This is a genomic window from Kitasatospora sp. MMS16-BH015, from assembly GCF_002943525.1.
GTDB lineage: Bacteria > Actinomycetota > Actinomycetes > Streptomycetales > Streptomycetaceae > Kitasatospora.
The window spans coordinates 1,891,587-1,917,469 of sequence record NZ_CP025394.1 but is presented as its reverse complement, the minus strand read 5'-3'; the positions used below and the strand labels follow the sequence as shown (position 1 = coordinate 1,917,469).

Sequence of the window (25,883 nt, the reverse complement as noted above, 5' to 3'; positions counted from 1 at the left end):
GACGGCAAAGTACCGGGGAGAGGGAATTCCGTACCGTATACGGGCATATCAGTAGGATGAACGACCGTCCTTGACGGGCAATCACTTCCGACGGGGGCAGCCGGCGCAGGCGTCCTCGGCGCGGACGGTGTAGTAGAGGCAGCAGCTGAGCCTGGTGCGGGAGCGGACGGGCGGGGCGGCGGGCCGTTCGGTCCGTCGGAAGCCGGTGCCGCCGGGGGTGAAGAACTCCGAACTCGCCTGGCCGAACAGCTCGGTGAGTTCTTCGGCGGCCCGGTCCTCGGCGCCGAGCAGGCTGCCCGCGTACCAGAGCGCCTCGATCACGTCGTCGGTGGCCATCGCCCGCAGGGTGTGCGGGCCGCGCCGCAGCTCGGGGCGGAAGGCGGTCAGGACGGGGGCCAGGTGCTCGGCGAGTGCGGCGAGCAGCCGCTCGCGCAGGGCGGCCTCGTCCGGCACCACCCGGGCGGCGGGCAGGCCGGCTGCCGGGTCGTCCGGGAGGCAGCTGAACTCCTCGTAGCGGAAGGAGAGTTCGTTGCTGCGGCGGCGCAGCGCGACGGCCTCGGCGGGGATCCGGGGCACCCGGCGCTCGAGGAACCAGGGGAGGGTGAAGAGCAGCGAGACCGGCCAGCAGTAGCGGTGCAGGCAGAAGCCGGCCGCCACGTCCGGGCGCAGCGGGGTGCCGTAGCGGGCCAGGCCCTGGTGGGCGTCCACGGCGATCAGCGCGCGCAGGGTGGGGCGGTGGCGGAGCAGGTCGGCGGTGCGGATCCAGCCCTGGCCGGCTCGCGGCGCGCGGTGGTGCACGCGGAGCGCGGGGAAGACCTCGCGCAACCTGCCGTAGGAGGCGAGCAGGGGAGCGGCGGGTGTGGTGGGTGCGACGGGCGGCGCGGTGGTGCCGGTGGTCATGGTGCGAGGCCCATCGGGTCGTCCGGCGCTCCGGGTGGGGGCGGGGCGCGCGGGGCGGCTGGGGAGGCGACCCCGGGTAGCGGACTGACGGCAGGTCAAGTGCCGCGCACCCGGGGCAGGTTAGCCTCACCTTAGCCGACGGTGCCGCCCGCGTCCTGCCGCATGCGGCCGTCCGGGGGAGCCCCCGGCCCGGGCACGGCGCCCGAGCCCCGGGAGAGCCAGACCGGTACGCCCCCGAGAGCCTGCACCAGCCGGGCCGCCTCGGCTCGGAGGCGCGCCGCCTCCTCCGGTTCGGAGACCTCGGCCAGCGCGGCCAGCGCGGGCGCCACCCCGACGGTGAAGCCGAGCTCCTCGCGCAGCCGCAGCGAGGCCCGGAAGCCCTCCCGGGCCCGCTCCTGGTCGCCGGCCGCCAGGGCGAGGGTGGCGAGGTGCCGCCAGGTGTACGAGCTGAGCAGTGCGTCGCCGTGTTCGACCGCCCCCTCGTGCGCCCGGTGGTAGGCCATCCGGGCGGCCTGCGGATCGTGCAGCAGGTTCTCGGCGACCAGGCCCCGGCGGAAGTCGAGCAGCGGCCGGCCGGGCGCGTTCGGCGGCAGCAGTGCGGAGGTCCGGCCGAGGGCGGCCTGGGCCTCGTCCAGCCGGTCGCGGCGGCCGAGCACGCTGGCCAGGTAGGCGAGGAACCCCCGGGCGCAGGAGGCCGCCGCGCGCTGCGCGGTGCCGGTCACCCCGGCCTCGGCCAGCCGGAGCGCGTCCTCGGCCTGTTGCCAGTGGCCGGCGGTGAACAGGCACTGTTCGATGAGGAGTTCGGCCCGGCAGAGGGCCGCTTCCGGATCTGTCTCGGCACTCGGGCGGAGTAACTCGGCGGCCTCCTGCCAGCAGCCCCGCGACCTCAGCCGCCAGACCGCCTCCGCCTCTCCCCCCGAGGCCGTACGGTGCTCCGACAACGCCACCTCCTTGTGTGCGGTGCCCGGCATGGCGGCAGCCCGAGGCTGCCACCGTGGCGGCAATTCAACACGGGGGTGAGCTTGTGCACCAGATCACGAGCGGCAGATTCTTCGGCGTGTCGCACAGGTTTCAGGTGACGCCGAGGTGAATGGGGACGGAGTTTCAGGAGGTCCAACCGGTCTCGGTGAGTGCCTCGGCGGCCCCGTTGGCGGGCTGCGGCAGCCCGGCGGAGTCCAGGTGGAACAGGGCCACCAGCAGCTGTTCGCCGCGCACGGCGGCCTGGTGGGAGAAGCCGCCGACGGCGAACAGCGCGGCGGCGATCTCCTCCGCGTGCAGGGTCTGCAGCCAGAGGCACTCGATGGTCTTCACGTCCGCCTGGCCCGGGCCCGGGTCGACCTGGGCGACCATCCGACCGCCCAACAGCATGGCCGCGCGCCCCGGTTGGTCGTCCGTCAGTTCGAGGTCCTCGAACCCGAGCCAGCGCAGGTAGCGGGCGGCGGTGAGCACCGCGTCCTCGGCGGTGCGGACCGGGTGCGGGCGGAAGGGCGGGCGGGCCTCGCCCTGCGGCGGCACCCGGTAGGCGGGCTCGGCCGTCGGGTGGCCGCCGAAGGGCAGCGGCGCCCGGGGGGTGGCGGGGAGGCCGAGCGGGCCGGTGCTCTGCGCGCGGGTCGCGCGGTCGACCGGGAGCCGGACGGTGGCGCCGCAGTTGCAGGTGAACTCGGGCTGCGGCCACTGGTCGCCCCGGCCGCAGTGCGGGCAGCGCATGCTCAGCCAGGAGTCCTCCCAGGAGCGGAACCGCACCTGCACCGGCACCCCGCCGCGCAGCAGCGGCACCCGCAGCCTCGCCCCGCACGGGCAGGGCAGGCTGGGAGGCTCGTACAGGTGCTCGCGGCGGCAGGCCGGGCAGCGGATCGCGCTCACCCCGGCGGGCTGGCCGCCGTCGGCGCCGTACCGGTCGAGGGTGCCGTACCGGTCGCCGACCTGCGGCGTGCCGGCGGGCGGTGCTGCTCCGGGCGGTGCGGCGCCCGGCTGGTCGGGGTCGGCGTACCGGGCCGCCTCGTACCGGTCGGCGTCGCCGAAGTCGTCGGGTAGCGGCAGGCCGGGCATCACGCACACCGTCCGTTCGGGGGTCGGGTCGGGTGGCTTTCCCGCCCATCGTCCCCGATCGCCGCCGGGGCCGGGCCCGATTGCCCCAAGACCTCAGGGACAGTTCAGGGGCACCCCCGCCGTCCGGCGGGAAACCCTCCTCCGCTGGCCGGATCCGGGTGTCCTGCGTTCAGTCGAGGTGGCTCCGGGCCGTCCAGCGGGCGAGGTCTTCGGGGGTGTCGAGGTCGTCCGGGGTGGCGATGTCGCCGCATTCGACCAGGGTGAGCTCCTCGGCGTGGGCGGCGAGCAGGGCGCGGGCGCCGACGTCGCCCCGGGCGGTGGCGAGGGTCTCGGCGAAGTGGTGGGCGGCGATCAGGACGGGGTGGCCGCGGCGGCCGGCGTAGGCGGCGGCGGCCAGGCCGGCGCCGGCCGCGTGGGCGGCGAGCAGGCGGGAGACGGCCGCCGGGGTGACGCCCGGGGTGTCGACCAGCAGGACGAGGACGGCCGGCGCCTCCGGCGGGAGGGCGGCCAGGCCGGCGCGGAGGGAGGAGCCCATGCCGGACTCCCAGTCGGGGTTCTCCGCCAGCCGGCAGCCGTCCAGCCGGGCGGTGGCCCGGACCTGCTCGGCCGCCGCGCCCAGCACCACCACCGGCTCGGCGCAGCCGCCCGCCCGGGCCACCCCCACCGCATGCTCGACCAGCGGCCGACCCCGGTAGGGCAGCAGCGCCTTGGGCCGTCCGCCGAGGCGGCGGCCGCCGCCCGCCGCGAGGATCAGGGCCGGGACGGGAGAGGAGGGGGTGGCTGCCATGGGGCCAGTCTGGTGGGCTTGGGGTGGGGGCGGTAGTTGGATGATCGTCCAAGCCGTTGCCGCAGGTCGGGGCGGGTCGCCGGGGCATCCGCCGCTGGAGATTCCGGGTGGCGGGCTCTTCACTGGGGCGATGGACACCTGGCACCTGGACCCCGCACCCGCACCGCTGGTCGACCGCTTCGGCCGGGTCCACACCGACCTGCGGGTGTCGCTCACCGACCGCTGCAACCTGCGGTGCACCTACTGCATGCCCGCCGAGGGCCTGGACTGGCTGCCCAAGCCGGACGTGCTGACCGACGAGGAGATCGTCCGGCTGGTCCGGATCGCCGTCCGGCGGCTCGGCATCACCTCGATCCGGCTGACCGGCGGCGAGCCGCTGCTGCGGCGTGGCCTGCCCGGCCTGGTGGCCCGCCTCACCGAGATCGGCCCCGAGCTATCGCTCACCACCAACGGGATCGGCCTGGCCCGGCAGGCCCTCGCCCTCAAGGAGGCCGGGCTGCACCGGGTCAACGTCAGCCTGGACACCCTGCGCCCCGAGCGGTACGCCGCGATCACCCGGCGGGACCGGATCGCCGACGTCTTCGCCGGCCTGGCCGCCGCGCAGGCCGCCGGGCTGGCCCCGGTGAAGGTCAACGCCGTGCCGGTGCGCGGGGTCAACGAGGACGAGCTGCTCGACCTGGTCGAGTTCGCCGCCGGGCACGGGTACCGGATGCGGTTCATCGAGTCGATGCCGCTGGACGCGCAGGGGGCCTGGGACCGGACCAAGATGATCACCGCCGACGAGATCCTCGCCGTGCTCGGCGCCCGCTGGGAGCTGGTGCCGGTCGGCCGGCACGGCAACGCCCCGGCCGAGGAGTGGCGGATCGCCGGCACCGACACCGTGGTCGGCGTGATCGCCTCCGTCACCCGGCCGTTCTGCGGCGGCTGCGACCGCGTCCGGCTGACCGCCGACGGCCAGCTGCGCAACTGCCTGTTCGCCACCACCGAGTCGGACCTGCGGGCGCTGCTGCGCGGCGGCGCGGACGACGCCGAGATCGAGCGGGCCTGGCGGGCCACCATCGCCCGCAAGGGCCCCGGCCATGACATCGGCTCGGCGGACTTCGTCCAGCCGGACCGGCCGATGTCGGCGATCGGCGGCTGACGGTGCACCTGCGCTAGGGGTGTCCTCGTTGTGGTGACTTGACCCGGTGTGGGCCGACTGGTCTGCTGGTGGGCCGTCAGCTGTCACACCTTCGAGGGATTGATTCCGTGCGCCTGCGCCGTACCGCCCTGCCCGTTGCCGTCCTGCTGCTCGCCGCTCCGGTGCTCGCCGGGTGCAGCAGTGCCAAGACCTCGCAGGACGCGGCGCCGCCGCCCGCCGAGCTCGGCGCCAGCCCGCTGGACAACCCGGACGGCACCAAGCCGGGGTTGGCGCCGCTCACCTCGGACGCGGACCGGAAGGCCGCCCGGGAGCTGATCGCCAAGGTGAAGACCGCCGACCCCGGCCCGAGGGCCGGCTACGACCGCGACCAGTTCGGCCCCGCCTGGACGGACACCGCCGACGGCGTGGCGCTGGCCCGCAACAACTGCGACACCCGGGACGACCTGCTCGCCCGCGACGGCAAGCGGCTGGAGCACAAGGAGGGTTCCAGCTGCGTGGTGACCGGGATGTCGATCTACGACCCCTACACCGGCAAGACCGTGCAGTGGACCAAGCAGCAGGCCACGAAGATCCAGATCGACCACGTGATGCCGCTCTCCTACGACTGGCAGATGGGCGCCGCCACCTGGGACAAGGCCAAGCGGGTGCAGATCGCCAACGACCCGCTCAACCTGATCCCCGCCGACGGCTCGCAGAACGCCTCCAAGGGTGACTCCGGCCCGTCCACCTGGCTGCCCGCCAACGAGGCGGTGCGCTGCTCGTACGCCGTCCGGTTCGCCCAGGTCTCGCTGAAGTACAAGCTGCCCGTGCAGCCCGCCGACAAGAAGACCATGCTCCAGCTCTGCGGCGGCTGAGGGCTGGGCCGGGACGCCGCGCGGCGCGGTGCGCGGCACTGGACCGTCCGGGCGGACGATTCGTACGCGCTGTCTGCTGGACGGACCATTTGGTACCCGCCGTGCGGGTGGCTGGTGGTGACCTGGGGGTGGGGGCGGTGGTTGGGGCTCACGTCCACCGTCCCCGCCGGAGAGGCAGCCCGTGCAGAATCCGCAGAGCAAGCCGACGAGCGACTCCGGTGCGGTGGCGCCGCAGCCGGCCGTGGTGGCCGTGGTCGGTCTGGCCGGGGCGTTCCCCGGGGCCGCCGACCTCGGGGCGTACTGGGCGCAGGTGGTGGCGGGCCGAGGGTCGGTCGGGATGCCTGTCAACCTACCCGGAGAAGACGCAGGTTGGGAGGGCGGCGGTGCGGACGGCGCTGCCCGGGTGCGGGCGGCCGGGTTGGCGGTGGCCCGGGCGGCGCTGGCGGACGCGGGCTGCCCGGTGCCGGTGCGGGCCGGGGTGGTGCTCGGCGGGGGCGGCGGGGCTTCGCCGGTCTGGTGGCTGGCCGACCGGCTCGGGCTGGGGGCGGTCTGCCGCGAGGTGACGGCCGGGGCGGCGGGGGCGATGGTCGCGCTGGCCAAGGCCGTCGGTGAACTCCTGGCTGGGCGAGTCGACTTGATGCTGGCCGGGGGGTGCTCGCTGGGGGACCCGGGGTCGGCCGAGGGTGCGGTCGGTCGCGGCCGCCTGGTGCGGCCGTTCGACCGGGATGCGGAGGGTGCGGTGTCCGGCGAGGGCATCGGGTTGCTGGTGCTCAAGCGGCTGGCGGACGCGGAGCGGGACGGCGACCGGGTGTACGCGGTGCTGCGGGGGGTCGGGGGTGGGGGGCCGAGGGGGGTGTACGACTCCTGTGAACTGCCCCCGGAGAGCGTGGAGTTGGTCGAGGCGCACGGGAGTGGCTGCCCGGCGGAGGATGCCGCCGAGGCCGCCCTGCTGGTCGAGTGCTTCGGGGGTGGCGGCGAGCGGGAGCGGTCGGCGGTCGGCAGTGTGAAGTCGCTGGTCGGGCACCTGGGGGCGGCGGCCGGGGCAGCCGGGCTGATCAAGGCGGTGCTCGCGCTGCACCACCGGCTGCTGCCGCCGACGGGCGGCGTCGAGCGCCCGATCGAGGCCCTGGCTCCCGGCCCCGGGCGGCCGCTCTACCTCAACACCGAGGCGCGGCCCTGGATCCGCGATCCGCGCCGACCCGTGCGGCGGGCCGGGGTCTCGGCGCTTGGCCTCGGCGGGGAGCTGCACCACGCGGTGCTGGAGGAGTGGGGCGGGGCGGCCCCGGAGGTGGCCGGGCACGCGACGGCGGAGGCCTGGTTCTGGCACGCGCCGGATCCGGACGCGCTCTGGTCGCTGCTGGCGAGCGGGGCGCCGCCGGTCGGGGGCGCGGTGCCGGTGGGGCACGCCCGGCTGGGGTTCGTGGCCGAGGATCCGGAAGTGGCCGGGCGGCTGCGGCGGTTGGCCGCTGCCGAGCTGGACGCCCGGCCGGAGGCGGAGAGTTGGCAGCACCCCGAGGGCATCCACTACCGGAGGCGGGGGCTCGCGGCGGAGACCGAGGTGGTCGCACTGTTCGGCGCGGAGGACGGCCGGTACCCCGACATGGGCCGGTCGGCCGCGATGGCCTTCCCCGCCGTGCGGGCGGCCTTCGACGCCGCCAACTGTGCCGCTGCTTCCGCTGATGACGAACCGTCCCTGGCGCAGGCGGTCTTCCCGGTGGGTGGCACGGTGCCGGCCGTGGCGGCGGCCCGTCTGCGGCGGCCCGGGGTGGCCGCACCGGCGGTGGCCGCCTTGGCCCTCGGGCAGTACCGGGTGCTGGCCGGGGCTGGGTTGCGGCCAGTGGCCGTACTCGGTTGGGGGGTCGGGGAGTTGACGGCACTAGGCGCGGCTGGGGGCTTCGAGGACGAGGCGCTGATGGGGCTGGTGGCCGCCGGCCCGGACGGGCCGGGTGGCGGCGGGGCGCGACGGCTGCCCGGGCAGCGCTGCCAGCGGGCGCGGGCGTCCGCTCCGGCTGAGCAGCAGGACGAACTCGTCGACCGCTTGCGTGAGTTGGCGGCCGACGGGCCTCGGGTGTTCGTCGGGTTCGGGCCGGGGGCGGGGATCGGTGAGGTGGTCCGGCGGGCGCTGGGCGGGGCAGCGGAGTACGTGGCGGTGGATCCGGGGCCGGGCGCGGACGCGGCGACCGGGATCCGGGCGGCAGTGGTGCGGTTGGCCGTGCTCGGGGTGCGGGTGACGGTGCCGGACCCGTCCCGGACGTACGCGCCGGCGGCGGCGGAGAGCTTGGGTGGAACGGGAGAGGGAGAGGTCGTGGGTGGAGTGCTGATCGAGGCGGAGGAGTCGGGTGCGCCGGGCCCGGAGGTGAAGGGCGGGGCCGTCGCGGGCGGGGGGAGGATGGCGGAGGCCGTGGCGGCCCACCTGGAGTTGCACCACCGCTTCCTGACCACGCAGTTGGAGACCGCCCGCGCACTCGGCGGTCTGCTGGCCAGCCCCGAACCCGCGCGGCGGGCCGGGGCGGAGGCCCTGCAGCGGCACAGCCTGGCGCTGAGCGAGGCGCACGCGCGGGCGGCGGAGGTCTTCTCGGCGCTGCTCGGGCTGCCCGGTGCGGCGCTGCGGGCGGCGGGCGAGGGGGACTCGGCCGTGGGGCTGTCGGCCTGGTGGGACGCGGGGAAGGGCAAGGGTTACGAGGGCCGGGTGGAGAGCCACGGGGCCGGCGTGGGCTGGGGGAGCCGGGAGGGGGGAGCGGGGCCGTCCGAGGCGGTCGCCGCTGACGAGTGGGCGGAGGGCGAGGCGGTCGGGGGTGACTCCGGGGAGGGCGAGGCGGTCGGGCGCGAGTGGGCCGGGCGCGAGCCGGATGGGGGTGAGCCGGAGGCGGGCCGGGCTGTCGGCGTGGTGGTGGGGCCGGCGGGCGGTGCGGGTGAGCCTGGCGGGGCGGGGGAGTCGGAGGCTGGGGGCGAGCCGGAACCGGGCGGGGCGGCCGAGCGGTGGCATCCGGTGCTGCGGGAGCAGGGGGCGGCGGTGCGGTGGCGGGAGGCGTACGGGGAGCGGCCGGCGGCGCTGCTGTTGGACGACGACAGTCGGTTGGCGCGGCTCTGCCGGGCAGCACTGCGGTACGCCGGGTTCGCGGTGACCAGTGTCGGGGTGCCCGGGACGGTGGCGCGGGGGAAGGCGGCGGTGCTCGCCGACTGGAGTGAGTCGGCGCTGGCCGAAGTACTGGGTGGGGTAGGCGAGTTCGGACTCTGCGTGTTGACGGCCGGGCATGAGACGCTGGCTGATCCGCAGCGGGTGGTGGCCAGGCTGCGGCACTCGGTGCTGGTGGCCGAGCAGGCGATGGCGCCGCTGCGGAGCTGGGCCGGGGCGGAGCAGCGGGCCGGGTTCGTCACGGTGACCGATCTGGACGGGGCGCTCGGGCTGGCCGGTTCGCACGGGCGGTGGCCGGCGGCGCTGGCCGGCGGGCTGGGCGGCCTGGCCAAGACGCTGGCCCGGGAGGAGCCTTGGCTGTTCAGCCGGGCCGTGGATTTCGCGCCGGAGCTGGCGGCGGAGGGGCTCGGTGAGCTGTTCCTGGCCGAGATCGAGGACGAGGACCCCGGGGTGACGGAGGTCGCCCACGGGCCGGCGGGCCGACGGGTGGTGCGGCTGGAGTCGGCGCCGGATCAGGCCTTGGCGGCCGGTCCGGTGCGGGAGTTGGGACCCGAGGACCTGCTGCTGGTGACCGGCGGGGCGCGGGGGATCACCTCCTGGTGCGTGCAGCGGCTGGCCGAGCAGGCCGGGTGCGGGCTGGTGCTGATCGGGCGCACCCCGCTGACCGAACTCCCGGACTGGGCCCTCGGCTTGGCGGGAGAGGCGGAGCTCAGGGCCGGGCTGGCGGAGCGACTGCGGCGGGCCGGTCGGGAGGTCGAGGCCCCGGCGGCGCAGCGGCGGCTGGACCGGCAGGCGGCCGAACTCGCCGCGCTGGCCGAGATCCATGCGACGCTCGCCCGGCTGGCCGAGTCGGGCGTGCGGGCGGAGTACCTGGCGGTGGACCTCGCGGACGCGGAGGCCGTCCGGGCCGTGCTCGAACCCTACGCGGGGCGGATCACCGGCCTGGTGCACGGTGCCGGGGCACCCTCGGCCGGCCCGTCGGCAGGGCGGACGGTGCGAGGGGCCGCGCGGGTGGTGGATGCCCGACTGGCCGGGTTGGTGCAGCTGCTCGACGTGTTGGAGCACGAGCGGTTGCGGGAGCTGGTCCTCTTCAGCTCGGCCGCCGGGCCCGACGGCAGCGGCCGGGCGATCGACCAGGCCCTCGCCAACGAGGCGCTGGACCGCTTCGCCTGCGCCTGGCGGGCGGACCACCCGCACTGCAGGGTCTCCTCGATCGCCTGGGGCCCCTGGCGGAAGTCCCGGGGCCGCACGGGAGAGCGCTGGTTGAGCCGGACGGCGGGGGTGGATTCCTTCGTGCGCCAGCTCGGCCCTGGCCGGGCGGGCGAGTTGGTGACGGTGGTCGGTGCAGCGGTGGCGGAGGAGGAGAAGGCGCGATGAGCGAGGCACAGGAGTCGGCCGAGCTGGTGGCCGAGTTGATCGTGGCGCTGCAGCGGGCGCACGCGACGGTGCTGACGGTGCACCAGGAGTACCAGGTGCGGCTGTTGGCGGCCGTGGAGGAGGGCGGCGGCTGGCTCGGATAGCGCAGCTGGGGCGCGGGGACCAGTGTGCGGCCGTGACGATGACGGGCCGCGCGGCTCCCCGCGCCCCTGCTCGGCGCGTCCGAGGGGCTACTTCCGAGGGGTTACTTGGGGGTGGTGAGGTCGTAGACCGTGGCGGAGCCGATGGTCTTGGCGGTGTAGTGGGATTCGACCCAGGTGGTGATCTGCTGGGATTCGGTGGAGCCGCCGGAGCGGTTGCCGCCGCCGAAGCCGCCCATGCCGCCGCCGATGAAGTAGTGGATGCGGCCCTGCTGGACGTACTGCTGGAAGGCGGCGAGAGTGAGGGAGGGGTCGGTGCCGTTGAAGCCGCCGAGGGCCATCACCGGTTCGTCGGTGGCGAGTTGGTAGCTGGCCTGGTTCTGGGAGCCGACGGCGGCGGCGACCCAGGTGTACTTGGCGGCGTCCTGCTTGAGGAGGGTGGCGAGTTCGGTGCTGACCCGGGCGCCGTCGAGCAGGCCGCCCATGCCGCCACCGCCGCCGAAGCCGCCGCGTTCGCCGGTGCGGCCGGGGAAGGTGCCGCCGGGGAACGTACCCCCGGGGAAGGTGCCGCCGCCGGGGAGGCTGCCGGTCTGGCCGGTGCCGTTCCGGGTGCCGCCGGGGAAACCGCCGCCGGGGAGACCGCCGTTCGGGAAGGTGCCGCGGGTGCGGCCGGTGCGGTTGCCGCCGGGGAAGCCGCCCGGGCCGCCGCCGCCGCCGCCGAAGCCGCGGGCGTCGGCCACGCGCGGGCCGGCGGTGGGGATGGAGCCGGTGTGTGCGGTGGCGGCGGTGTCGAGGGCGTAGGCGGTGGGGCCGCCGAAGGTGGCCGCGAGGGCGATCAGGCCGCCGACGGCGGCGGTGCGGCGGGCCGCCGGGCCGGTGATCCTGGACGCGAGCAGCAGGGTGCCCGCGGCGGCCAGGCCGCCGATCAGGACGGCGCCGCGCAGCCAGGGCTGGAAGCCGGAGCTGCGGCCGAGCAGCAGGTAGGACCAGACGGCCGTGCCGCCGACCACCACGGCGAGCACCGCCGCGTACGGGAGCCGGTGCCGGGCCCGCCAGAGGCCGTCCACGCCCATGCCGACCAGGGCGGCGACCGCCGGGGCGAGGGCCACGGTGTAGTACTGGTGGAAGATGCCGGACATGAAGCTGAAGACCAGCGCGGTGGAGAGCAGCCAGCCGCCCCAGACCAGGAAGGCCGCCCGGGCGGTGTCGGTGCGGGCGTAGCGGCGGGTGGCCCAGAGGCCGAAGACCAGCAGGGCGAGCGCGGCGGGCAGCAGCCAGGCGATCTGGCCGCCGATGTCGGTGCCGAAGAGCCGGCCGAGGCCGGTGGACCCCCACATGCTCCCGCCGCCGCCCGCGCCGCCGCCGGGGCGGCCACCGCCGCCGACCGAGCCGGTCTCGTTGCCGGTGATCCGGCCGAAGCCGTTGTAGCCGAAGGTGAGGGAGAGGAAGCTGTTGTCCTGCGAGCCGCCGATGTACGGGCGGGAGCCGGCCGGCAGCAGCTCGACCACGGCCACCCACCAGCCGGCCGAGACCACGGCGGCCAGGCCGGCCAACAGGAGCTGGCGGACGCGGCGGCCGAGGCCGGTGGGGGCGACCACCAGGTAGATCAGGGCGAAGGCGGGCAGGATCAGCACCGCCTGCAGGGTCTTGGTGAGGAAGCCGAAGCCGAACATCACGCCGGTGAACAGCAGCCAGCGGGTGGAGGCGGTCTCGACCGCGCGCAGCAGGCCGTAGGCGGCCAGCGCCATCAGCAGCACGAGCAGCGCGTCGGGGTTGTTGAAGCGGAACATCAGGACGGCGACCGGGGTGAGCGCGAGGGCCGCGCCCGCGACCAGGCCGGCCAGGGGGGAGAACCGGCGGCGCACCGTCGCGTAGACCACGCCGACGGTGGCCACGCCCATCAGGGCCTCGGGCCCGAGCACCGTCCAGGAGTTGAGGCCGAAGACCCGGGCGGCGAGCTCCATCGGCCAGAGCGACATCGGGGGCTTGTCGACGGTGATGAAGTTGGCCGCGTCGGAGGAGCCGAAGAAGAAGGCCTCCCAACTGCGGGTGCCGGCCTGGACGGCGGCGGAGTAGAAGGCGTTGGCCCAGCCGGAGGCGGAGAGCCCCCAGAGGTAGAGCACCCCGGTGGCGGCCAGCAGCCCGAGCAGGGCCGGCCGCACCCAGGCCGGGTCGGCCGGCCGCCCGCGCCAGAACCGGGCGGGCAGGGTGCGTAGCCCGCCCGGGCTGCCGGGCGGGCTCTGGTCGACCGGAGGGTAGAGCACCGTGGACCGCGCCGGAGGCTCCGGCGGCGGGTAGTTCGCGGCTTTGGGCCACGGGTCGCTGGTCGGAGGTACGGAACTGGTCGTGGTCATGGGAACACGCTCGGGGGCCGCGCTGAGATTCCCATGAGACGGGCCTGGAAGCCGCCTCTAAAAGCGGACCGACGGCGGTTACCAGGCGGCCAGCCGGTCGCCGGAGACGAGCTCGGAGGTGAAGCCGTCCGGGCCGAGGGCCGGCTCGCCGAGGACGGTGACGCGGTGCATCACGCGGTCCGCGTCCAGGTGGGCGAAGTCGGTGGGCGCGAAGTGGCAGGTGGCGCGGTTGTCCCAGAAGGCGATCGAGCCCGGCTCCCAGCGGAAGCGGACGGTGTACTCGGCGCTGGTCAGGTGCTGGAAGAGCAGGTCGAGCAGGTGGCGGCTCTCCAGCTCGGTGAAGCCCATGATCCGGGTGGTGGAGCCGGGGCTGACGAAGAGGGCCTTCTCGCCGGTCTCGGGGTGCACCCGGACCACCGGGTGGATCGCGACCTGGGGGTCCTCGCAGTAGATCTTGAGGATCTCGCGGTCGCGCTCGTCGGAGTGGCGCAGGTGCACGCCGGTGAAGAAGGCGTGCTCGGCCTGCAGGGTGTCGACCAGGGCGCGCAGCGGCGCGGCCAGGCCCTCGTAGGCGGCCACGGTGTTGGTCCACTGGGTGTCGCCGCCGAACAGCGGGGTGGATTCGGCGCGCAGGATGGAGAGGTTCGGCGGGTTGACGGCCTGGGTCAGGTCACTGTGCCAACCGGCCAGCGGGGAGGTCCACTTGCGCTGGTAGTGCTCCTCGAAGCCCTTGCCGTAGCGCTCCACGTCGGCCTTCGGGTCGACGGTGAGGATCTCCGGGAAGCCCTCGGGGTGCACGCCGTGCTTCTTGCCCGGACGGCGGGTCAGGGCGCCGAAGCGGCGGCCGAAGGCCACGTGCTGGGCGTGGTCGATCTGCTGGTCGCGGAAGAAGACCACCCGGTGGGCCAGCACGGCCTGGCGGATCTCGGCCACGGTGGCCTCGTCCAGCTCCTCGCGGAGGTCGACGCCGGAGATCTCGGCGCCGATCCGGCCGGCGACCTGGCGGACGGAGAGTCGGGTGGCGTGCGCGGTCTGGGTCACGGTGTGGTTGTGCCTTTCACGAGAGGGTCAGGCGTGGGCGGCCCACTGCACCCAGAGCGGGAGCAGGAGCAGCGCGGCCAGCGAGCTCTTGACGACGAGGGCGGCCGACATGTCGACACCGACGTCGTAGCGCTGCGCGAAGATGAACAGGTTCTGTGGGGCGGGCATCGCGGCGATCAGCACCAGGTAGGTGAGCCACGGCCCGCTGACGCCGAAGGCGTAGTGGCAGAGCCCCCAGGCCAGCAGGGGGAAGAGCACGCACTTGAAGCCGACCAGCCAGAGCTCCTGGAGCGTGGTGCCCCGGATGGAGAGGCCGGAGCCGCCCAGGTGCAGGCCGAGGGCGAAGAGGGCGACCGGTGAGGCGCTGTCGCCGACGAAGGCGAAGCTGTCGAGGAAGGGCTTGGGTATCGGCACCGACAGCAGGTTGAACAGGATGCCCGCGTTGCAGGCGAGCACCACGGGGGTGACCAGCGAGGCCCCGACGGCCCGGGAGAGCCGCTGGACGGGCCCTCCCTGGGCGGTCGGCCGGCCCAGCTCCATGATCGAGATGATCACGAGGGAGAGCACGCAGACCTGGAAGAGCAGCACCGGGAAGATCGGCGCCGCGTTCCCGAACAGCATGATGAACACGGGCACGGCGAAGTACGCCGTGTTCACCTGCACCCCCGCCATGACGCTCAGCGCGATGCCCCGCGGCTCGCGCGTCCCGGCGACCCGGGCGACCAGCCCGATCACCAGGGCGGCCAGCGCCGCGGTGGCGGCGTAGCCGCCGATCGCCCGCCAGTAGAAGAGCTGGCCGAGGTCGCTGCGGTAGATGTTGCCGAACAGGTAGCACGGCACCGCGAAGAGGAAGGCGTAGTCGGCGAAGACCTTGGAGCTTTCGGCCGGCACCACCTTCCGCCGCGCGAGGACCACGCCGCACCCGAAGGCGAGCACGACGGGGACGAGCTTTTCGAGTGCTGCTACTGCTTCCATGGGTGGTGCAACTCCAGCTTGCGGGCACCGGCCACCAATTCGCGGTAGCCGTCGATCAGTTGTTTGATCACCAGATTGCCACGCAGGTCGTAGCGGTGATCGTCGATCCGGGAGACCGGCAGCAGCTCGCAGGCCGTGCCGCAGACGAAGGCGCCGTCCGCCTCGGCCGTGAACTCCGGCGCCAGGTCGCCGACCTCGGCCGGGATGCCCAGCTGCTCGGCCAGCCCGAGCACGCAGGCCCGGGTGATGCCGTCGATGGTGCAGCGGGTGGTCGGCGTGTGGAGCGTGCCGTCCTTGGTGAAGAAGACGTGCGCGCCGGTGGACTCGGCGATCAGGCCGCGGTCGTCCAGCAGCAGGGCGTCGTCGAAGCCCGCCCGCAGCGCCTGGTTCTTGCTGATCGTCCCGATCATGTAGTTGCCCGCGGCCTTGCTCTTGACCGGGGCGTACTGCGGGGAGGGCCGGCGGTAGTCGGCCGTCACCAGTGCGATGCCGGTCTCCAGCGCGTCCTCCGCCGCGTAGTAGCCGGCCGGGATCTCCCAGGCGGCCACCGAGGTGTGCACCGAGGTCTTCAGTGCGGCGGTCTGGATGACCTCCGAGCCGCGCCAGGCGTTCATCCGGACGTAGCCGTCGGTGATGCCCGCCTCGGCCACCACCTCCAGGGTGGCCAGCCGGAGCGTCTCGTCCGCGTGCTCCAGGTCGAAGTCGAGGATCCGGGCCGAGGCCCGCAGCCGGGCGATGTGCTCGCGCAGCATGAACGGCTCGCCGCCGTAGATCCGCACGCCCTCGAAGACGCTGCTCGCGTAGTGCAGGCCGTGGGTGAGCACGTGCAGGGTGGCCTCGGGCCAGTCGACGAGCTTGCCGTCGTACCAGAGGCGGCCGGAGCGCTGGTCGAAGGGGATCATCTCGGCCACCTCAGATCGCGAGGTCGAACAGGTGGTGCTGGAGGTCGCCGACCAGCGCGATGAACCGGCGCTGGTGGTCGGTCAGGCTGCGCACCGAGACGCCGTGCAGGGCCAGCGGGTTGATCGGGTACATCACCAGGGTGTTGGCGCGGTACGGCACGGTGGTCACCTCCTCCACGTACTCCGGGTCGATGTCGAACCGGCTGTCGCCGTACTCGGAGGCGCTGGTGCGGAACTTCGGGTCATCCGAGCGGTACTTGTAGAGCACCAGGTCGCCGCCGACCGCGTCGTCCTCGGCCAGGCGCATGTAGAAGAGGCCGCCGAAGAGCTTGTACGGCTTGTCCACGTGCGGGCCGCGGTAGGCCGAAGGGCGGCCGGTGACGGCCGAGTTGATGACGGCGGTGCAGTCCATCAGGATGTCGTGGGTGTCGAAGGAGTCCCGGTTGCGGCGGCCGACCCGCAGGTCGCGCAGGGCGCCGGTCTGCTGCTCCACCTGGGGCAGGTTGGCCACCAGGTCCTCGTGGAAGAGGTCGAGGAACTCGGCGTAGAACTCCGGGGAGGAGTGGTACGTCACGAACTCCTTCCAGACCTGGGCCATCGCCGGGTCGCCCAGGACGTGCTCGGACATGTAGTTGTAGCGCTCGTTCGAGGTGATCTTCTTGCCGATCTTCTCGCCGATGTACTCGGCGGTCGGCATGGTGGCGGCCAGCGCGTCGTAGAGCTCCTGCGGGAGCGCGTCGCTGATCACGATGTGCGGGAAGGGGTCGCGGCGGATGTCGTCCTTGGTGACACCGGCCAGCAGGGACCGTACGGCGGGCGGGTTCTGGGGCACGGGAAGCTCCTAGGGGGTCAGGGGTTGAGGTGCCTGGTGGTGAGCCAGGTTTCGAGCATCAGGAGTGACCAGAGGACTTCGGCCGGGTGGGCGCCGGGGCGCTCCGACTGGAGCCGGAACAGCTCGCGGACGGCTTCCGGCCGGACGTAGGCGTGGCAGCGGGCGCCGGGGGCGAGCAGGGTGTCGCCGATCAGCTCGTGCAGCGCCTGGCCGGGCTTGATCATGGCGGCGATGGGCAGGGTGAACGGCTGCTTGGGGCGGTCGATCACGCTCTGCGGCACCCAGCGGCGGGCGGCCTCGACCACGGGGGCCTTGACCTGCTCGCCGACCACCTTGAGCCCGGCCGGCAGCGCGTGCGCGAAGCGCATCACGCTCGGCTGGAGGAAGGGCACCCGGGCCTCCACCGAGTGCGCCATGCTCAGGTGGTCGACCCGGCGCAGGATGTAGTACGGGAAGCGCTCGAACTGGTCGTAGCGCAGCAGGGTCTCCAGCTTGTCCGCGGAGCTGCTCACCCGGGCGGCGAGCTCATCGGCGCTGCGATCGCCGAAGTAACCGCCGGCGGCGCCGACTTGGGCCCAGTACTCGGCGGTGTAGAGCCCGTCCAGGGTGGCCGTCGGGACGGCCGCCATGGTGGGCTGGTAGTCGCGGTGCCAGCTGGCGCTGTCGTCCCGGGCCGCCTTGACGAACCGGGCGTAGCCGGCGAACAGCTCGTCGGCGCCGTCGCCGGTCAGCGCCACCTTGAAGCCGGCCTGGTGGATGGCCTCGAAGAGGGCGAAGGTGGAGAGGCTGTGCGGGGCGTTGTTGGGCTGGTCCAGGTGGCGGACGAACCGGTCGATCAACGCCGGGAAGCCGGCCGGGTCGAGCAGCACCTGGTGGTGCCGGGTGCCGCAGTGCCGGGCCACCTCGGCGGCGAACTCCCGCTCGTCGCTGGGCCAGTCTCCCTGGTAGGCGATGTTGAAGGAGGCCAGGTCCGGCACCAGCCGTGCGGCCAGCGCCGAGGTGTAGCTGGAGTCCAGGCCGCCGCTGGTGATCACACAGACCGGTACGTCCGCGTCCAGCATCCGGCCCAGCTCCCGCTGGAGCAGCCCGTCCAGCAGCTCGCCCGCCCCGGCCAGGCTCGGCTCGCCACCGGGCCAGTCCAACTCGGCGGGAGCCAGTTCGATCTGACGCTCAGTCAGCTTGCCGCCCGCGAAGGTCAGCACGGTGCCGGGCACCAGGGTGCGGACCCCGGCGTACATGGTGCCCGGGCCCCAGACGGCCTTGCCGCCCAGGTAACGGTCCACCGCGAGCGGGTCGAGCTCGCTCGGGAAGTCCGGGAAGCGGGCCAGTGATTCGAGCTCGGAGGCGAAGCTGAGCCGGCGGCCGTCGGCGGAGAGGTGGTAGTAGAGCGACTTCATGCCGGCGTGGTCGTTGAACAGCTTGAGGCAGGGCTCGGCCCCGCGCCGGTCCACCACCGCGATGGCGTACATGCCCTCCAGGCGGGAGACGAAGGCGTCGCCGTACTTCCGGTAGAGCGGCAGCAGCACGTCGCCGTCGCAGTCGCCCTCGAACCGGTGGCCCTGGGCGGCGAGTTCGGCCCGCAACTCGCGGTGGTTGTAGATCTCGCCGTTGAAGACGCAGGTGGCCTCGCCCAGGGTGAAGGGCTGGTGGCCGTGGCTGATGCCCTGGATGGCGAGGCGGTTGTTGCCCAGCGACCAGGTGTCGGCGAGGTGCAGGGTCTGCTCGTCGGGGCCGCCGTGGTGCATGCCCCGGGCGACGGCCCGCAGCACCTCGCGGTCGACGGGGGCGCCGCCGAAGTGGCCGTAGATGCGGCACATGGGTGGGGAGCCTTCCGGTACGGGCTTACGGGCTGACGGGTGCGAGCCGGCGGGCGGGGTGCTCCGCCGGGCGCTTCGCGAGGTCGAGGGCGGGGCTCTGCCGCGCGGCCGGGTGGTGGCGGCCGAGGAACTCGGTGGTGATCTCGACCTGGTGCAGGATGTCGTCGAGCTGGGCGGGGGTGGGGCAGGTGCCGTGGCCCTCCAGCGCGCTGTTGCCCGTCTTCAGGTAGACCGGCGCGGCCACCCGGACGAACTCCGGGGCCTCGTAGGTGCGGATGAAGCCGCCGGAGGCCTTCGGGTTGTCCACGTGGCAGTCCAGCGGGATGGAGACGGCCTGGCGCAGCGCCGCGATCATCGGCACCGAGAGGTCGCGGACAGGGTTGAAGCTGTCCGCGCCCAGGCTCTCCAGCATCTGGGCCGAGGCCGGGTTGCCGTGCCCGCAGTGGGCCGAGACCTTGAGGTGCAGGTGCTTAGGCAGGTCGCCGCTCAGCCGCAGCCGGTTGAGCACCCAGAGCAGGCCCTCGTCGTAGACCACGAAACCGCGCACCCCGAGGTCCACGCCGCGCTTGACGTCCTCCACCGCGCGGACGATCTGCTCCTGGCCGCGCAGGCGGTAGCCGATCCGCATCCCCTCGGGGGTGTGGGCGCTCGCACCGGTGTCGTAACTGGCCCGGGGGCCCACCGACATGAGGATCTCGGCGCCGTACTCGCGGCCCAGCTCCACGTACTCGGCCACCTCCCGGGCGGTGTGCCGGAAGAGGCCGCGGGTCTCGGTGATCCGGTTGATCGTGAAGCCGCGGCGGCGGCTCTCCGAGAGCAGGGTCTCGGCGGCCCGGGCCGAGTTCACGGTGGGCACCTCGATCCGGTACTGGCAGCCGTCCTCGAAGGTGCGGGAGGAGCCCTCGATCAGCGGGGAGTCGCCGCCGGGCAGGCCGAGCCGGGTGAGTTGGGCCCGGGTCTCGTCGAAGAACGTGCTCATGGGCGCCATCACTGTCACCTCGTCACCTCGAGGCCGAGCAGGTCCGCGGTACGGCGGACGATCTCCTCGGCGATGCTGATGGATGTCGCATGGTCGGTGTGGACGGTCTGCACCTCGCCGAAGTTGCCGAGATTGCCCCGGCAGGGCGGCAGCACCTCGCCCTCGGGGAAGGCCAGGGTGAAGGCGTGCAGGCTGTCGCCGTACTCGGCGGCGGCCCAGCCCAGGTCCGGGACGCGGGCCGGCTTCGGGGCGGCGTCGGCCGCGCCGAACCAGCGGACGGTGGCGTGGTGGGTGAAGCTGATCTCGCCTGGGTCCACCTCCTCGTCCAGGTGGATCCGGACCAGGAGTTCGAAGATGTCGCCGCCGCCCGCGAGCTTGAACAGATTGGGCAGGCAGGAGCCCATGATCCGCGGGTTGAGCTCGATCAGCCGGGGCCGGCCGTCCGCGCCGAGCATGATCTCGACGTGGAAGATGCCGAGCCCCAGACCCACCGCGCCGACCACCCGCTCGGCGAAGTCGAGCACCGCCGCCTGGTCCTCGGCGCTGATCGCGGCCGGGATGGTGGTGCCGGTCTCCAGCGCCTCGTGCCGCTCCCAGGTGGAGCGCTCGCTGACCGCCAGCCGGAGGAACTTACCACGGGAGAGCCCGAGTTCGGCCGAGACGAACCGGCCGGTCAGGTACTCCTCGACCAGCACCCCGGCCTCGTACACGCCGGTGCCCGGCTCCACCCCGGCGAGCAGCTCGCGCAGCCGGGCCTCGTCGGGCACGATGTGCGCGCCCTCGCTGGCCGAGCCCCGGGCCGGCTTGACCACCACCGGGTACCCGGTGGCCGCCGCGAAGGCGGCCGCCTCCTCGACCCCGGCCACCACCGCGTGCCGGGTGGAGTCCACCCCGGCGGCGGCCAGGATCTCCCGGCAGCGGTTCTTCAGCTTGGCCGCCGCCGCGCCGCTCGCGCTGGTGAACGGCACGCCGATCTCCTCGGCGATCCGGGCCACCGGCACCACCAGGGCGTCCACGGTGGCCACGAAGCCGTCCACCGGGCGCTCGGCGTGCACCGCCAGCACGCACTCGCGCAGCGCCTCGTACTCGGTGGCGTCGGGCAGCACGTGCACGGTGTCGACGAACTCGCCGTAGGGGGAGGCGTCGAAGTCGATGTGCTGGGCCGCCTCCATCGCCAGCGAGCGGATCAGGGTGACGTGGTGGCCCAGGCGCTTGGCGGCCTCGAAGGCGGGGGCGTTGCCGGCCTTCCAGGTGACGAACAGGACGTGCTTGGCGGCGGGGGCGGGGGCAGGGGTGGGGGTGGTCATCGGACCTTCCTCGCGAAGCGCTGACCGATCCGTACGAAGCCGGGGGTGTCGGTGCCGGGCAGGGGGATGAAGGAGATCGAACCGGCCAGGACGTTGGCCTTGGACATTGAGCTGAAGCCGCCGGCTCCCGAGAGCACCAGGTCACCCTCGTCCAACGGCAGCCAGGCACCGCCGGGTCGGCGTTCGGCGTAGCGGTAGCCGAGGTGGTCGGCCCCGGGCAGCACGTCCAGGCGGTAGCCGGAGGACTCGTAGCGGCCGGTGCAGGCCTCCAGGGCGAGCTCGAAGGGGCGGCCGGTGCGGATCAGGCCCTCGCCGGTGAGCGCGCGCAGCAGGTCCTCGTAGAGGCCGAAGGCCGGGTAGGCGTTGGCCAGCAGGAGCAGGAAGGAGCGCTGCTCGGGGAAGATCTGGATGAAGTTGTGGTGGCCGCTGCCGTTGGAGTTGAAGCCGAAGGCGCTCGGGCCGAACATCAGCCAGCCCAGGCCCCAGGCGTGCATGAAGTGGTGACCGGGCACCGGGATCTGCGGGGTGCGCATCTGCTCGGCCAGCTCGGCCGAGAGCAGCCGCTCGCCGCTGGGGGCCACGCCGTCGTTCAGCGCGAGCAGGGCGATGCTCGCCAGCTCGGGCAGGGTGAGGCAGACCGAGAAGGAGCCGGCCGCGTCGTCCGCCACGGTCTGCCGGGGCGGGTCGTGCCGGGTGAACTCCTGCTCGCTCTCGCTCCACAGGTAGCCCGCCGAGATGCTGCCGCCGTAGTGGCCGCCTTCGGTGAGCGTCTCGGGGATCGGCGCGATCTCGAGCGGGGCCAGCAGCAGCTCGTTGACGGCCCGGCGCCACGGGATGCCGAGCAGCCGCTCGATCAACCCGGCCACGATCGAGGTGCCGCAGGCGGAGTAGGCGAACACCTCGCCCGGCTCGAAGAGTTGGCCGTACTCGGCGAAGCTGTCGAGGTAGGCGTCGAGGCTTGGCAGGTCGGTGTCGTGCCAGATCTCGTAGGAGTCGTCGATCCCGCTGGTGTGGGTCAGGAGTTGACGGAGCGTCACCTCGACGGTGGAGCCGTCGGCGCGGCGGAAGGCCTGCGGCAGCAGGGTGCTCAGCGGCTCGTCCAGGCCGACCAGGCCGCGGTCGACCAGGCGCAGCGCGGTGAAGGCCAGCATCGGCTTGGTGATGCAGGTGACCCGCTGGCGGGAGGCCGCGTCGCGCTCCGCCCCGGTCACGGTGTCGTCCACGCCGTGGTAGCTGAACTCCAGCTCGCCGTCCAGGTAGACGGCCGCGCCGGCGCCGGGCACGCCGTGGCCGGTGCCGGATTCGTGCAGCGTCTCGGCCACCGCGCGGCGCCGGGCGGCCTCGCCGCCGGCCGTACTCACCGGCCCCTGGGCCAGCTTGGCCCGCAGCAGCCGGGCCTGGTCGGCCAGGGTGCGGTGCTCGTAGATCTCGGCCACCCGCACCGGGCGGGCCGCCGCGTCGCCCAGGCGGGCGGCCAGCAGGTTGGCCAGCAGCGAGTGGCCGCCGACCGAGAAGAAGTCCAGCTCGGCGGTGAGCCGGGTGACGCCCAGCAGCTCGGCCCAGACCCGGGCCACCGCGGCCTCCTGCGGGTCGTCACTGTGGAAGCCGCTCTCGCCGGCGGCCCAGTCGACCTCCTGGGCGGCCAGCGCCTTGCGGTCCACCTTGCCGTTGGGCAGCTGCGGCAGCCGGTCGGTGACCAGGATCTTGGCGGGCTGCATGTAGTGCGGCAGCTCGCGCCGCAGGTGCGCGCTCATCTCCTCCACGGTGATCGGCTCGCCCTCCAGGCCCACGTAGCAGACCAGTCGGGTGTCCTCGCCCTGGCGGACGGCCAGCGCGGCCACGTCCTTGAGGCCGACCACCGCGCGCAGCACCGACTCGATCTCGCCGAGCTCGATCCGGAAGCCGCGCACCTTCACCTGGTTGTCCCGCCGGCCCATGAAGGCCAGCTCGCCCTCCTCCGTCCACCGGGCGAGGTCGCCGGTGCGGTAGAGCGGGCCGGGCGGCAGCGGGGCCGGGGCGGGCACGAAGGCGGCGGCGGTGCGCTCGGGATCGCCCGTGTACCCGCTGGACAGGCCGTCGCCGCCCAGGTGCAGCTCGCCCGCCACGCCGCGCGGCACCAACTGCCCGTACCGGTCGAGCAGGTAGGCGACGGTGTTGGCGATCGGCACGCCGATGGTGGGGCTGCTCTCGAGCGGGCCGGTGAAGCACTTCCAGGTGGAGTACGTGGTGTCCTCGGAGGGCCCGTACAGGTTGAACAGCCGCTCGACGCCGGTGGTTTCGAAGGCGGCGTTGACCAGCTCCTTGGCCAGCGGCTCGCCCGCGACGTTCAGCACGGTGGTGCCGGCGGGCACGGCCGAGCGCTGGAGCAGCACGTTGAGCGCGCTGGGCACGGTGTTGACCAGGGTGGGGCGGAGCGTCTCGTCCTCGGTCAGGGCGAGCACGTTGTCCACCACCAGGACGCAGCCGCCGGTGGTCAGCGGGGCCCAGAGCTCGAAGACCGAGAGGTCGAAGTTGAGCGAGGTGGCGAACAGGACCCGGGCCAACTCCTCGGGCCGGTAGACCTGGTGGGCCCAGGCGAGCAGCGCGACCACGTTGCGGTGGCTGATCACCACGCCCTTGGGCAGGCCGGTGGAGCCGGAGGTGTAGATCAGGTGGGTGGTGTCGGTCGGCGCCACGGCGAGCCCGAGCGGCTCGGCGGGCTCGGCCGCCGCCTTCTCCCAGAGCTCATCGAGCGGCAGCGCGGCGGCGCTCACCCCGTCGAGCCAGTCGGCCGTCTCGCCGTCCAGTACGACGGCGGCCGGTTCGGCGGTGGCGGCGATCGCGCTCAGCCGCTGGGCCGGATAGGCCGGGTCGAGCGGCACGTAGGCGCAGCCGGCCTTGTGTACGGCGAGCAGCAGGGCGACGGTGCGGTGGCTGCGGGCGGTGGAGACGCCGATCCGGGAGCCGGGAGCGATGCCCCGGGCGTGCAGGGCCCGGGCCAGCCGGTCGGCCTGCTCGTCCAGCTCGCGGTAGCTCCAGGTGGTCTCCCGCCAGCGGACGGCGGGGGCGTCCGGGGTGCGGGCGGCCTGGGCCTCGACCTGCGCGTGCAGCGTGCTGTCGGCCGGGTAGGGCAGCGCGGTGGCGTTGACCTCCGCCACCAGGTACCGCAGCTCCGCCTCGGCCAGCAGGCACAGCTCGCGCACCGGCACGGTGGGGCGGGCGCAGGCGTCGAGCAGTAGCGCGCGGTGGTTGGCGGCCAGCCGGGAGACGAAGCCCTCGCCGAACCGGCCGGCGTCGTAGTGCAGGGTGAAGCGCACCGCCTCGGGGGTGTCCACCGCCTCCAGCAGCAGGTCGAATCCGTCCGGCGGGCCGACCCGTTCGCCCTCGGCCCGGCTCAGGAAGCCGACCCGCAGGCCGCTGCCGAGATCGGCGGGCCCGGCGCTCTGTTCGACCCCGGCCCGGTAGCGGGCGGAGAGCATCGCGGTGAGCTCGGCGAAGGTCAGGTCGTCCGCGATCCGGGAGCGGACGGCCACCGGCCGGGCCGGCCGGTCGGGGCCGCTGCTGCGGGCCAGCACCAGGTCGTCCTGGCCGGAGTACCGGTGGACCAGCAGCGTGAAGGCGGCGCCGAACAGCTCGGTGGCGGCCAGGCCGCGCTCGGCGGTGAACTCGGTCAGTGCGCGGAAGTCGGCACAGGTCCAGGAGAAGACCGAGCGGAGGTCGGCGGTACGGCTTTCGAATTCCCCGACGGGTATTTGCAGCGCGGGTACGGCGCTCATGGTGGTTCCTTCATCGGCGGACGAGGCGAGGGAGTTTTCGTCCACGGGCATGAATCCCCCTGTGTTCAATTGCGAAGCATATTCGGGCATGGCGAAATGGGCTCAGCGCACGACTGAGCGGCCATGCGGGAATGCGTGCAGAAAAGGTGTGGAGAGTGTCGGGAAAAGGCGTCAGACGGTGGCGGCGGCCGGTGTGGCCGAGGGCCGGGCGGCGGCCCAGGTGACGATCCGGGGCATGGCCGAGCCGATGGCGGCGAAGCCCGCGGCCATCACCAGCCAGCCGAGCGTGCCGTGGGTGACGGCCAGCCAGGTGAGCAGGGCCGGCGCGATCATCTTGCCGAGGTCGGCGCCCATCGCGGCGGTGCCCTGGTACTGGCCCTGGGCGTGCTCGGGGGCCAGGCCGAAGGCCATGCCCCAGCTGCCGGCCGACTGCTTGATCTCGCCCAGCACGTGCGCCACCGCGCCCAGCACCAGCAGGGTGGCGGCCAGGGCCGCCGGGGTGCCCTGGGTGCAGGCGAAGACCAGGCAGGCCAGGCCGATGAAGAGGGATCCGGCCCGCGAGGCCCGCGCCGCACTGGCGGGCTCGTCGGTGCCGCGCGCGACTCTGACCTGGAGCAGGACGACCGCGACGGTGTTGGTGAAGAGGATGGCCGCGACGATCCAGCGCGGCGCGTGGGTGCGCTGCAGCACCCAGAGCGGCAGGACCACGTCGAGCAGCAGGTTGTGCATGGAGAGCAGGCCGTCCAGCGCGACGAAGGCGAGGAAGGGCCGGTCCCGCAGCACCACCAGGGCCGGGCCTGGCCTGGCCGGCTGCGGCGGCACGGCCGGCAGCAGCAGGGTCAGCAGGCCGGTGACCAGGTAGGTGGCGGCGTTGAAGACCACGGCCGCCCGGTAGACCGGCGGCGAGTCGACGGCCAGCACCAGGCCGGCGACCAGGGCGCCCACCGAGACGCTGACGTTGGTGGTGGCCCGCAGGTAGGCGCGGACGAAGACCCGCTGCTCGGGCTCGATCAGCCCGGCCAGCATGGCCATCCGGGCGCTGCGGCTGGCGCTGTAGGCGACCGCCTGCACGGAGGTCACCAGCAGGTACGGCAGGAAGCCGTGCACCAGCAGGAGGGCCGCGGTGAGCGGCCCGAGGGCCACGAAGGACCAGATCTGCACCACCCGCGGCCCGAGCCGGTCGGCCAGGTGGCCGGTGGGGGTGCTGAGCAGCAGCGCGACCGCGGCGGCGGCCCCGACGCCGAGGCCGAACTGGCCGGGTGAGAGCCCCAGCACGGCGGTCGCGTAGATGGCGTTGAGCGCCATCCACAGGCCCTGACCCATGGTGTGCACCAGCGTGATGCCGGTGAGCGTGCGGGCTGCCCCCCGCGGCGGCAGGAGCCGGCTCAGCATGGTCGTACCGCACCACATCCGTACGGCAGGTCGTGCCCCGGGTCGAAATGAACTGTTGTGCGCACCGCGTACCCCTCGTTAAGCGCCATTGCCAACGAAAAAGCCTCGGGTTTATTGCCCCCGTCGCGCCTGATCGGGATCGCCG

The 25,883-nt window shown here is 73.9% G+C and carries 18 protein-coding genes; 4 read left to right on the top strand and 14 right to left on the bottom strand.

Annotation, left to right across the window (positions count from 1 at the left end):
- Positions 1-81: 81 nt before the first annotated feature.
- The 4 genes from CFP65_RS08195 to CFP65_RS08180 form a co-directional block, all read right to left on the bottom strand.
- Positions 82-900: a (2Fe-2S)-binding protein gene (locus CFP65_RS08195; protein ID WP_104815470.1), complete on the bottom strand. Its 819-nt coding sequence runs from the start codon at positions 898-900 to the stop codon at positions 82-84.
- 131 nt (positions 901-1,031) lie between these two features.
- Positions 1,032-1,871 carry a lipopolysaccharide assembly protein LapB gene (locus CFP65_RS08190; protein ID WP_104815469.1) on the bottom strand — a complete coding sequence of 280 codons (840 nt, stop codon included), beginning with the start codon at positions 1,869-1,871 and terminating at the stop codon, positions 1,032-1,034.
- Positions 1,872-2,004: 133 nt separating this feature from the next.
- Positions 2,005-2,949: a hypothetical protein gene (locus tag CFP65_RS08185; protein ID WP_104815468.1), complete on the bottom strand. Its 945-nt coding sequence runs from the start codon at positions 2,947-2,949 to the stop codon at positions 2,005-2,007.
- A gap of 169 nt (positions 2,950-3,118) precedes the next feature.
- The gene (locus tag CFP65_RS08180) at positions 3,119-3,736 is read right to left on the bottom strand and encodes an NTP transferase domain-containing protein (protein WP_104815467.1); all 618 of its coding nucleotides are present in this window, start codon (positions 3,734-3,736) and stop codon (positions 3,119-3,121) included.
- Between the two features lie 130 nt (positions 3,737-3,866).
- Between CFP65_RS08180 and moaA the strand changes: the two genes are divergently transcribed.
- The 4 genes from moaA (at position 3,867) to CFP65_RS38775 (ending at position 10,387) form a co-directional block, all read left to right on the top strand.
- Positions 3,867-4,877 carry a GTP 3',8-cyclase MoaA gene (moaA, locus tag CFP65_RS08175; RefSeq protein ID WP_104815466.1) on the top strand — a complete coding sequence of 337 codons (1,011 nt, stop codon included), beginning with the start codon at positions 3,867-3,869 and terminating at the stop codon, positions 4,875-4,877.
- A gap of 107 nt (positions 4,878-4,984) precedes the next feature.
- Entirely contained in the window at positions 4,985-5,731 is a 747-nt protein-coding gene (locus CFP65_RS08170; protein ID WP_104815465.1) for an HNH endonuclease family protein, read from the top strand.
- 181 nt (positions 5,732-5,912) lie between these two features.
- Positions 5,913-10,244 carry a KR domain-containing protein gene (locus CFP65_RS42045; protein ID WP_104815464.1) on the top strand — a complete coding sequence of 1,444 codons (4,332 nt, stop codon included), beginning with the start codon at positions 5,913-5,915 and terminating at the stop codon, positions 10,242-10,244.
- Entirely contained in the window at positions 10,241-10,387 is a 147-nt protein-coding gene (locus CFP65_RS38775; protein ID WP_158702090.1) for a hypothetical protein, read from the top strand. Before CFP65_RS42045 ends, CFP65_RS38775 begins: the two co-directional genes overlap by 4 nt.
- Before the next feature lie 101 nt (positions 10,388-10,488).
- Here CFP65_RS38775 and CFP65_RS08160 read toward each other — a convergent pair whose 3' ends face one another.
- From CFP65_RS08160 to CFP65_RS08115, 10 genes are all read right to left on the bottom strand, one after another.
- The gene (locus CFP65_RS08160; RefSeq protein WP_104815463.1) at positions 10,489-12,738 is read right to left on the bottom strand and encodes a glycosyltransferase family 39 protein; all 2,250 of its coding nucleotides are present in this window, start codon (positions 12,736-12,738) and stop codon (positions 10,489-10,491) included.
- A gap of 78 nt (positions 12,739-12,816) precedes the next feature.
- A complete protein-coding gene (locus CFP65_RS08155; protein WP_104815462.1) occupies positions 12,817-13,779 on the bottom strand; it encodes a TauD/TfdA family dioxygenase in 963 nt (320 codons plus the stop codon).
- Positions 13,780-13,806: 27 nt separating this feature from the next.
- Complete coding sequence (locus CFP65_RS08150; RefSeq protein WP_104815461.1) at positions 13,807-14,754, bottom strand: AEC family transporter; 948 nt, start codon at positions 14,752-14,754, stop codon at positions 13,807-13,809.
- Positions 14,742-15,656, bottom strand: a complete 915-nt coding sequence (locus CFP65_RS08145; RefSeq protein WP_104820724.1) for an aminotransferase class IV — start codon at positions 15,654-15,656, stop codon at positions 14,742-14,744. The genes CFP65_RS08150 and CFP65_RS08145 overlap by 13 nt, the downstream gene beginning before the upstream one ends.
- Positions 15,657-15,666: 10 nt before the next feature.
- A complete protein-coding gene (locus CFP65_RS08140; protein WP_104815460.1) occupies positions 15,667-16,488 on the bottom strand; it encodes a hypothetical protein in 822 nt (273 codons plus the stop codon).
- A 17-nt stretch (positions 16,489-16,505) separates the two neighbouring features.
- Positions 16,506-18,305 (bottom strand): asparagine synthase (glutamine-hydrolyzing), encoded by a 1,800-nt coding sequence (asnB, locus tag CFP65_RS08135; protein ID WP_104815459.1) that lies wholly within the window; start codon positions 18,303-18,305, stop codon positions 16,506-16,508.
- Between the two features lie 25 nt (positions 18,306-18,330).
- Positions 18,331-19,284: a U32 family peptidase gene (locus tag CFP65_RS08130; protein WP_254552284.1), complete on the bottom strand. Its 954-nt coding sequence runs from the start codon at positions 19,282-19,284 to the stop codon at positions 18,331-18,333.
- 14 nt (positions 19,285-19,298) lie between these two features.
- A complete protein-coding gene (locus CFP65_RS08125; RefSeq protein WP_104815458.1) occupies positions 19,299-20,591 on the bottom strand; it encodes an ATP-grasp domain-containing protein in 1,293 nt (430 codons plus the stop codon).
- Entirely contained in the window at positions 20,588-24,346 is a 3,759-nt protein-coding gene (locus CFP65_RS08120; protein WP_104815457.1) for an amino acid adenylation domain-containing protein, read from the bottom strand. The genes CFP65_RS08125 and CFP65_RS08120 overlap by 4 nt, the downstream gene beginning before the upstream one ends.
- A 171-nt stretch (positions 24,347-24,517) precedes the next feature.
- On the bottom strand, positions 24,518-25,738 hold the full coding sequence (locus CFP65_RS08115; protein ID WP_104815456.1) for an MFS transporter: 1,221 nt from the start codon (positions 25,736-25,738) through the stop codon (positions 24,518-24,520).
- Positions 25,739-25,883 lie beyond the last annotated feature (145 nt).

Bases quoted from the DNA above. Each gene is read 5' to 3' on its own strand.
- moaA (WP_104815466.1), top strand. From the start codon at position 3,867: ATGGACACCTGGCACCTGGACCCCGCACCCGCACCGCTGGTCGACCGC.
- CFP65_RS08195 (WP_104815470.1), bottom strand. From the start codon at position 900: ATGACCACCGGCACCACCGCGCCGCCCGTCGCACCCACCACACCCGCC.
- CFP65_RS08115 (WP_104815456.1), bottom strand. From the start codon at position 25,738: ATGCTGAGCCGGCTCCTGCCGCCGCGGGGGGCAGCCCGCACGCTCACC.
- CFP65_RS08145 (WP_104820724.1), bottom strand. From the start codon at position 15,656: ATGATCCCCTTCGACCAGCGCTCCGGCCGCCTCTGGTACGACGGCAAG.
- asnB (WP_104815459.1), bottom strand. From the start codon at position 18,305: ATGTGCCGCATCTACGGCCACTTCGGCGGCGCCCCCGTCGACCGCGAG.
- CFP65_RS08150 (WP_104815461.1), bottom strand. From the start codon at position 14,754: ATGGAAGCAGTAGCAGCACTCGAAAAGCTCGTCCCCGTCGTGCTCGCC.
- CFP65_RS38775 (WP_158702090.1), top strand. From the start codon at position 10,241: ATGAGCGAGGCACAGGAGTCGGCCGAGCTGGTGGCCGAGTTGATCGTG.
- CFP65_RS08180 (WP_104815467.1), bottom strand. From the start codon at position 3,736: ATGGCAGCCACCCCCTCCTCTCCCGTCCCGGCCCTGATCCTCGCGGCG.
- CFP65_RS08130 (WP_254552284.1), bottom strand. From the start codon at position 19,284: ATGAGCACGTTCTTCGACGAGACCCGGGCCCAACTCACCCGGCTCGGC.
- CFP65_RS08185 (WP_104815468.1), bottom strand. From the start codon at position 2,949: ATGCCCGGCCTGCCGCTACCCGACGACTTCGGCGACGCCGACCGGTAC.
- CFP65_RS08190 (WP_104815469.1), bottom strand. From the start codon at position 1,871: ATGCCGGGCACCGCACACAAGGAGGTGGCGTTGTCGGAGCACCGTACG.
- CFP65_RS08120 (WP_104815457.1), bottom strand. From the start codon at position 24,346: ATGAGCGCCGTACCCGCGCTGCAAATACCCGTCGGGGAATTCGAAAGC.
- CFP65_RS08160 (WP_104815463.1), bottom strand. From the start codon at position 12,738: ATGACCACGACCAGTTCCGTACCTCCGACCAGCGACCCGTGGCCCAAA.
- CFP65_RS08125 (WP_104815458.1), bottom strand. From the start codon at position 20,591: ATGACCACCCCCACCCCTGCCCCCGCCCCCGCCGCCAAGCACGTCCTG.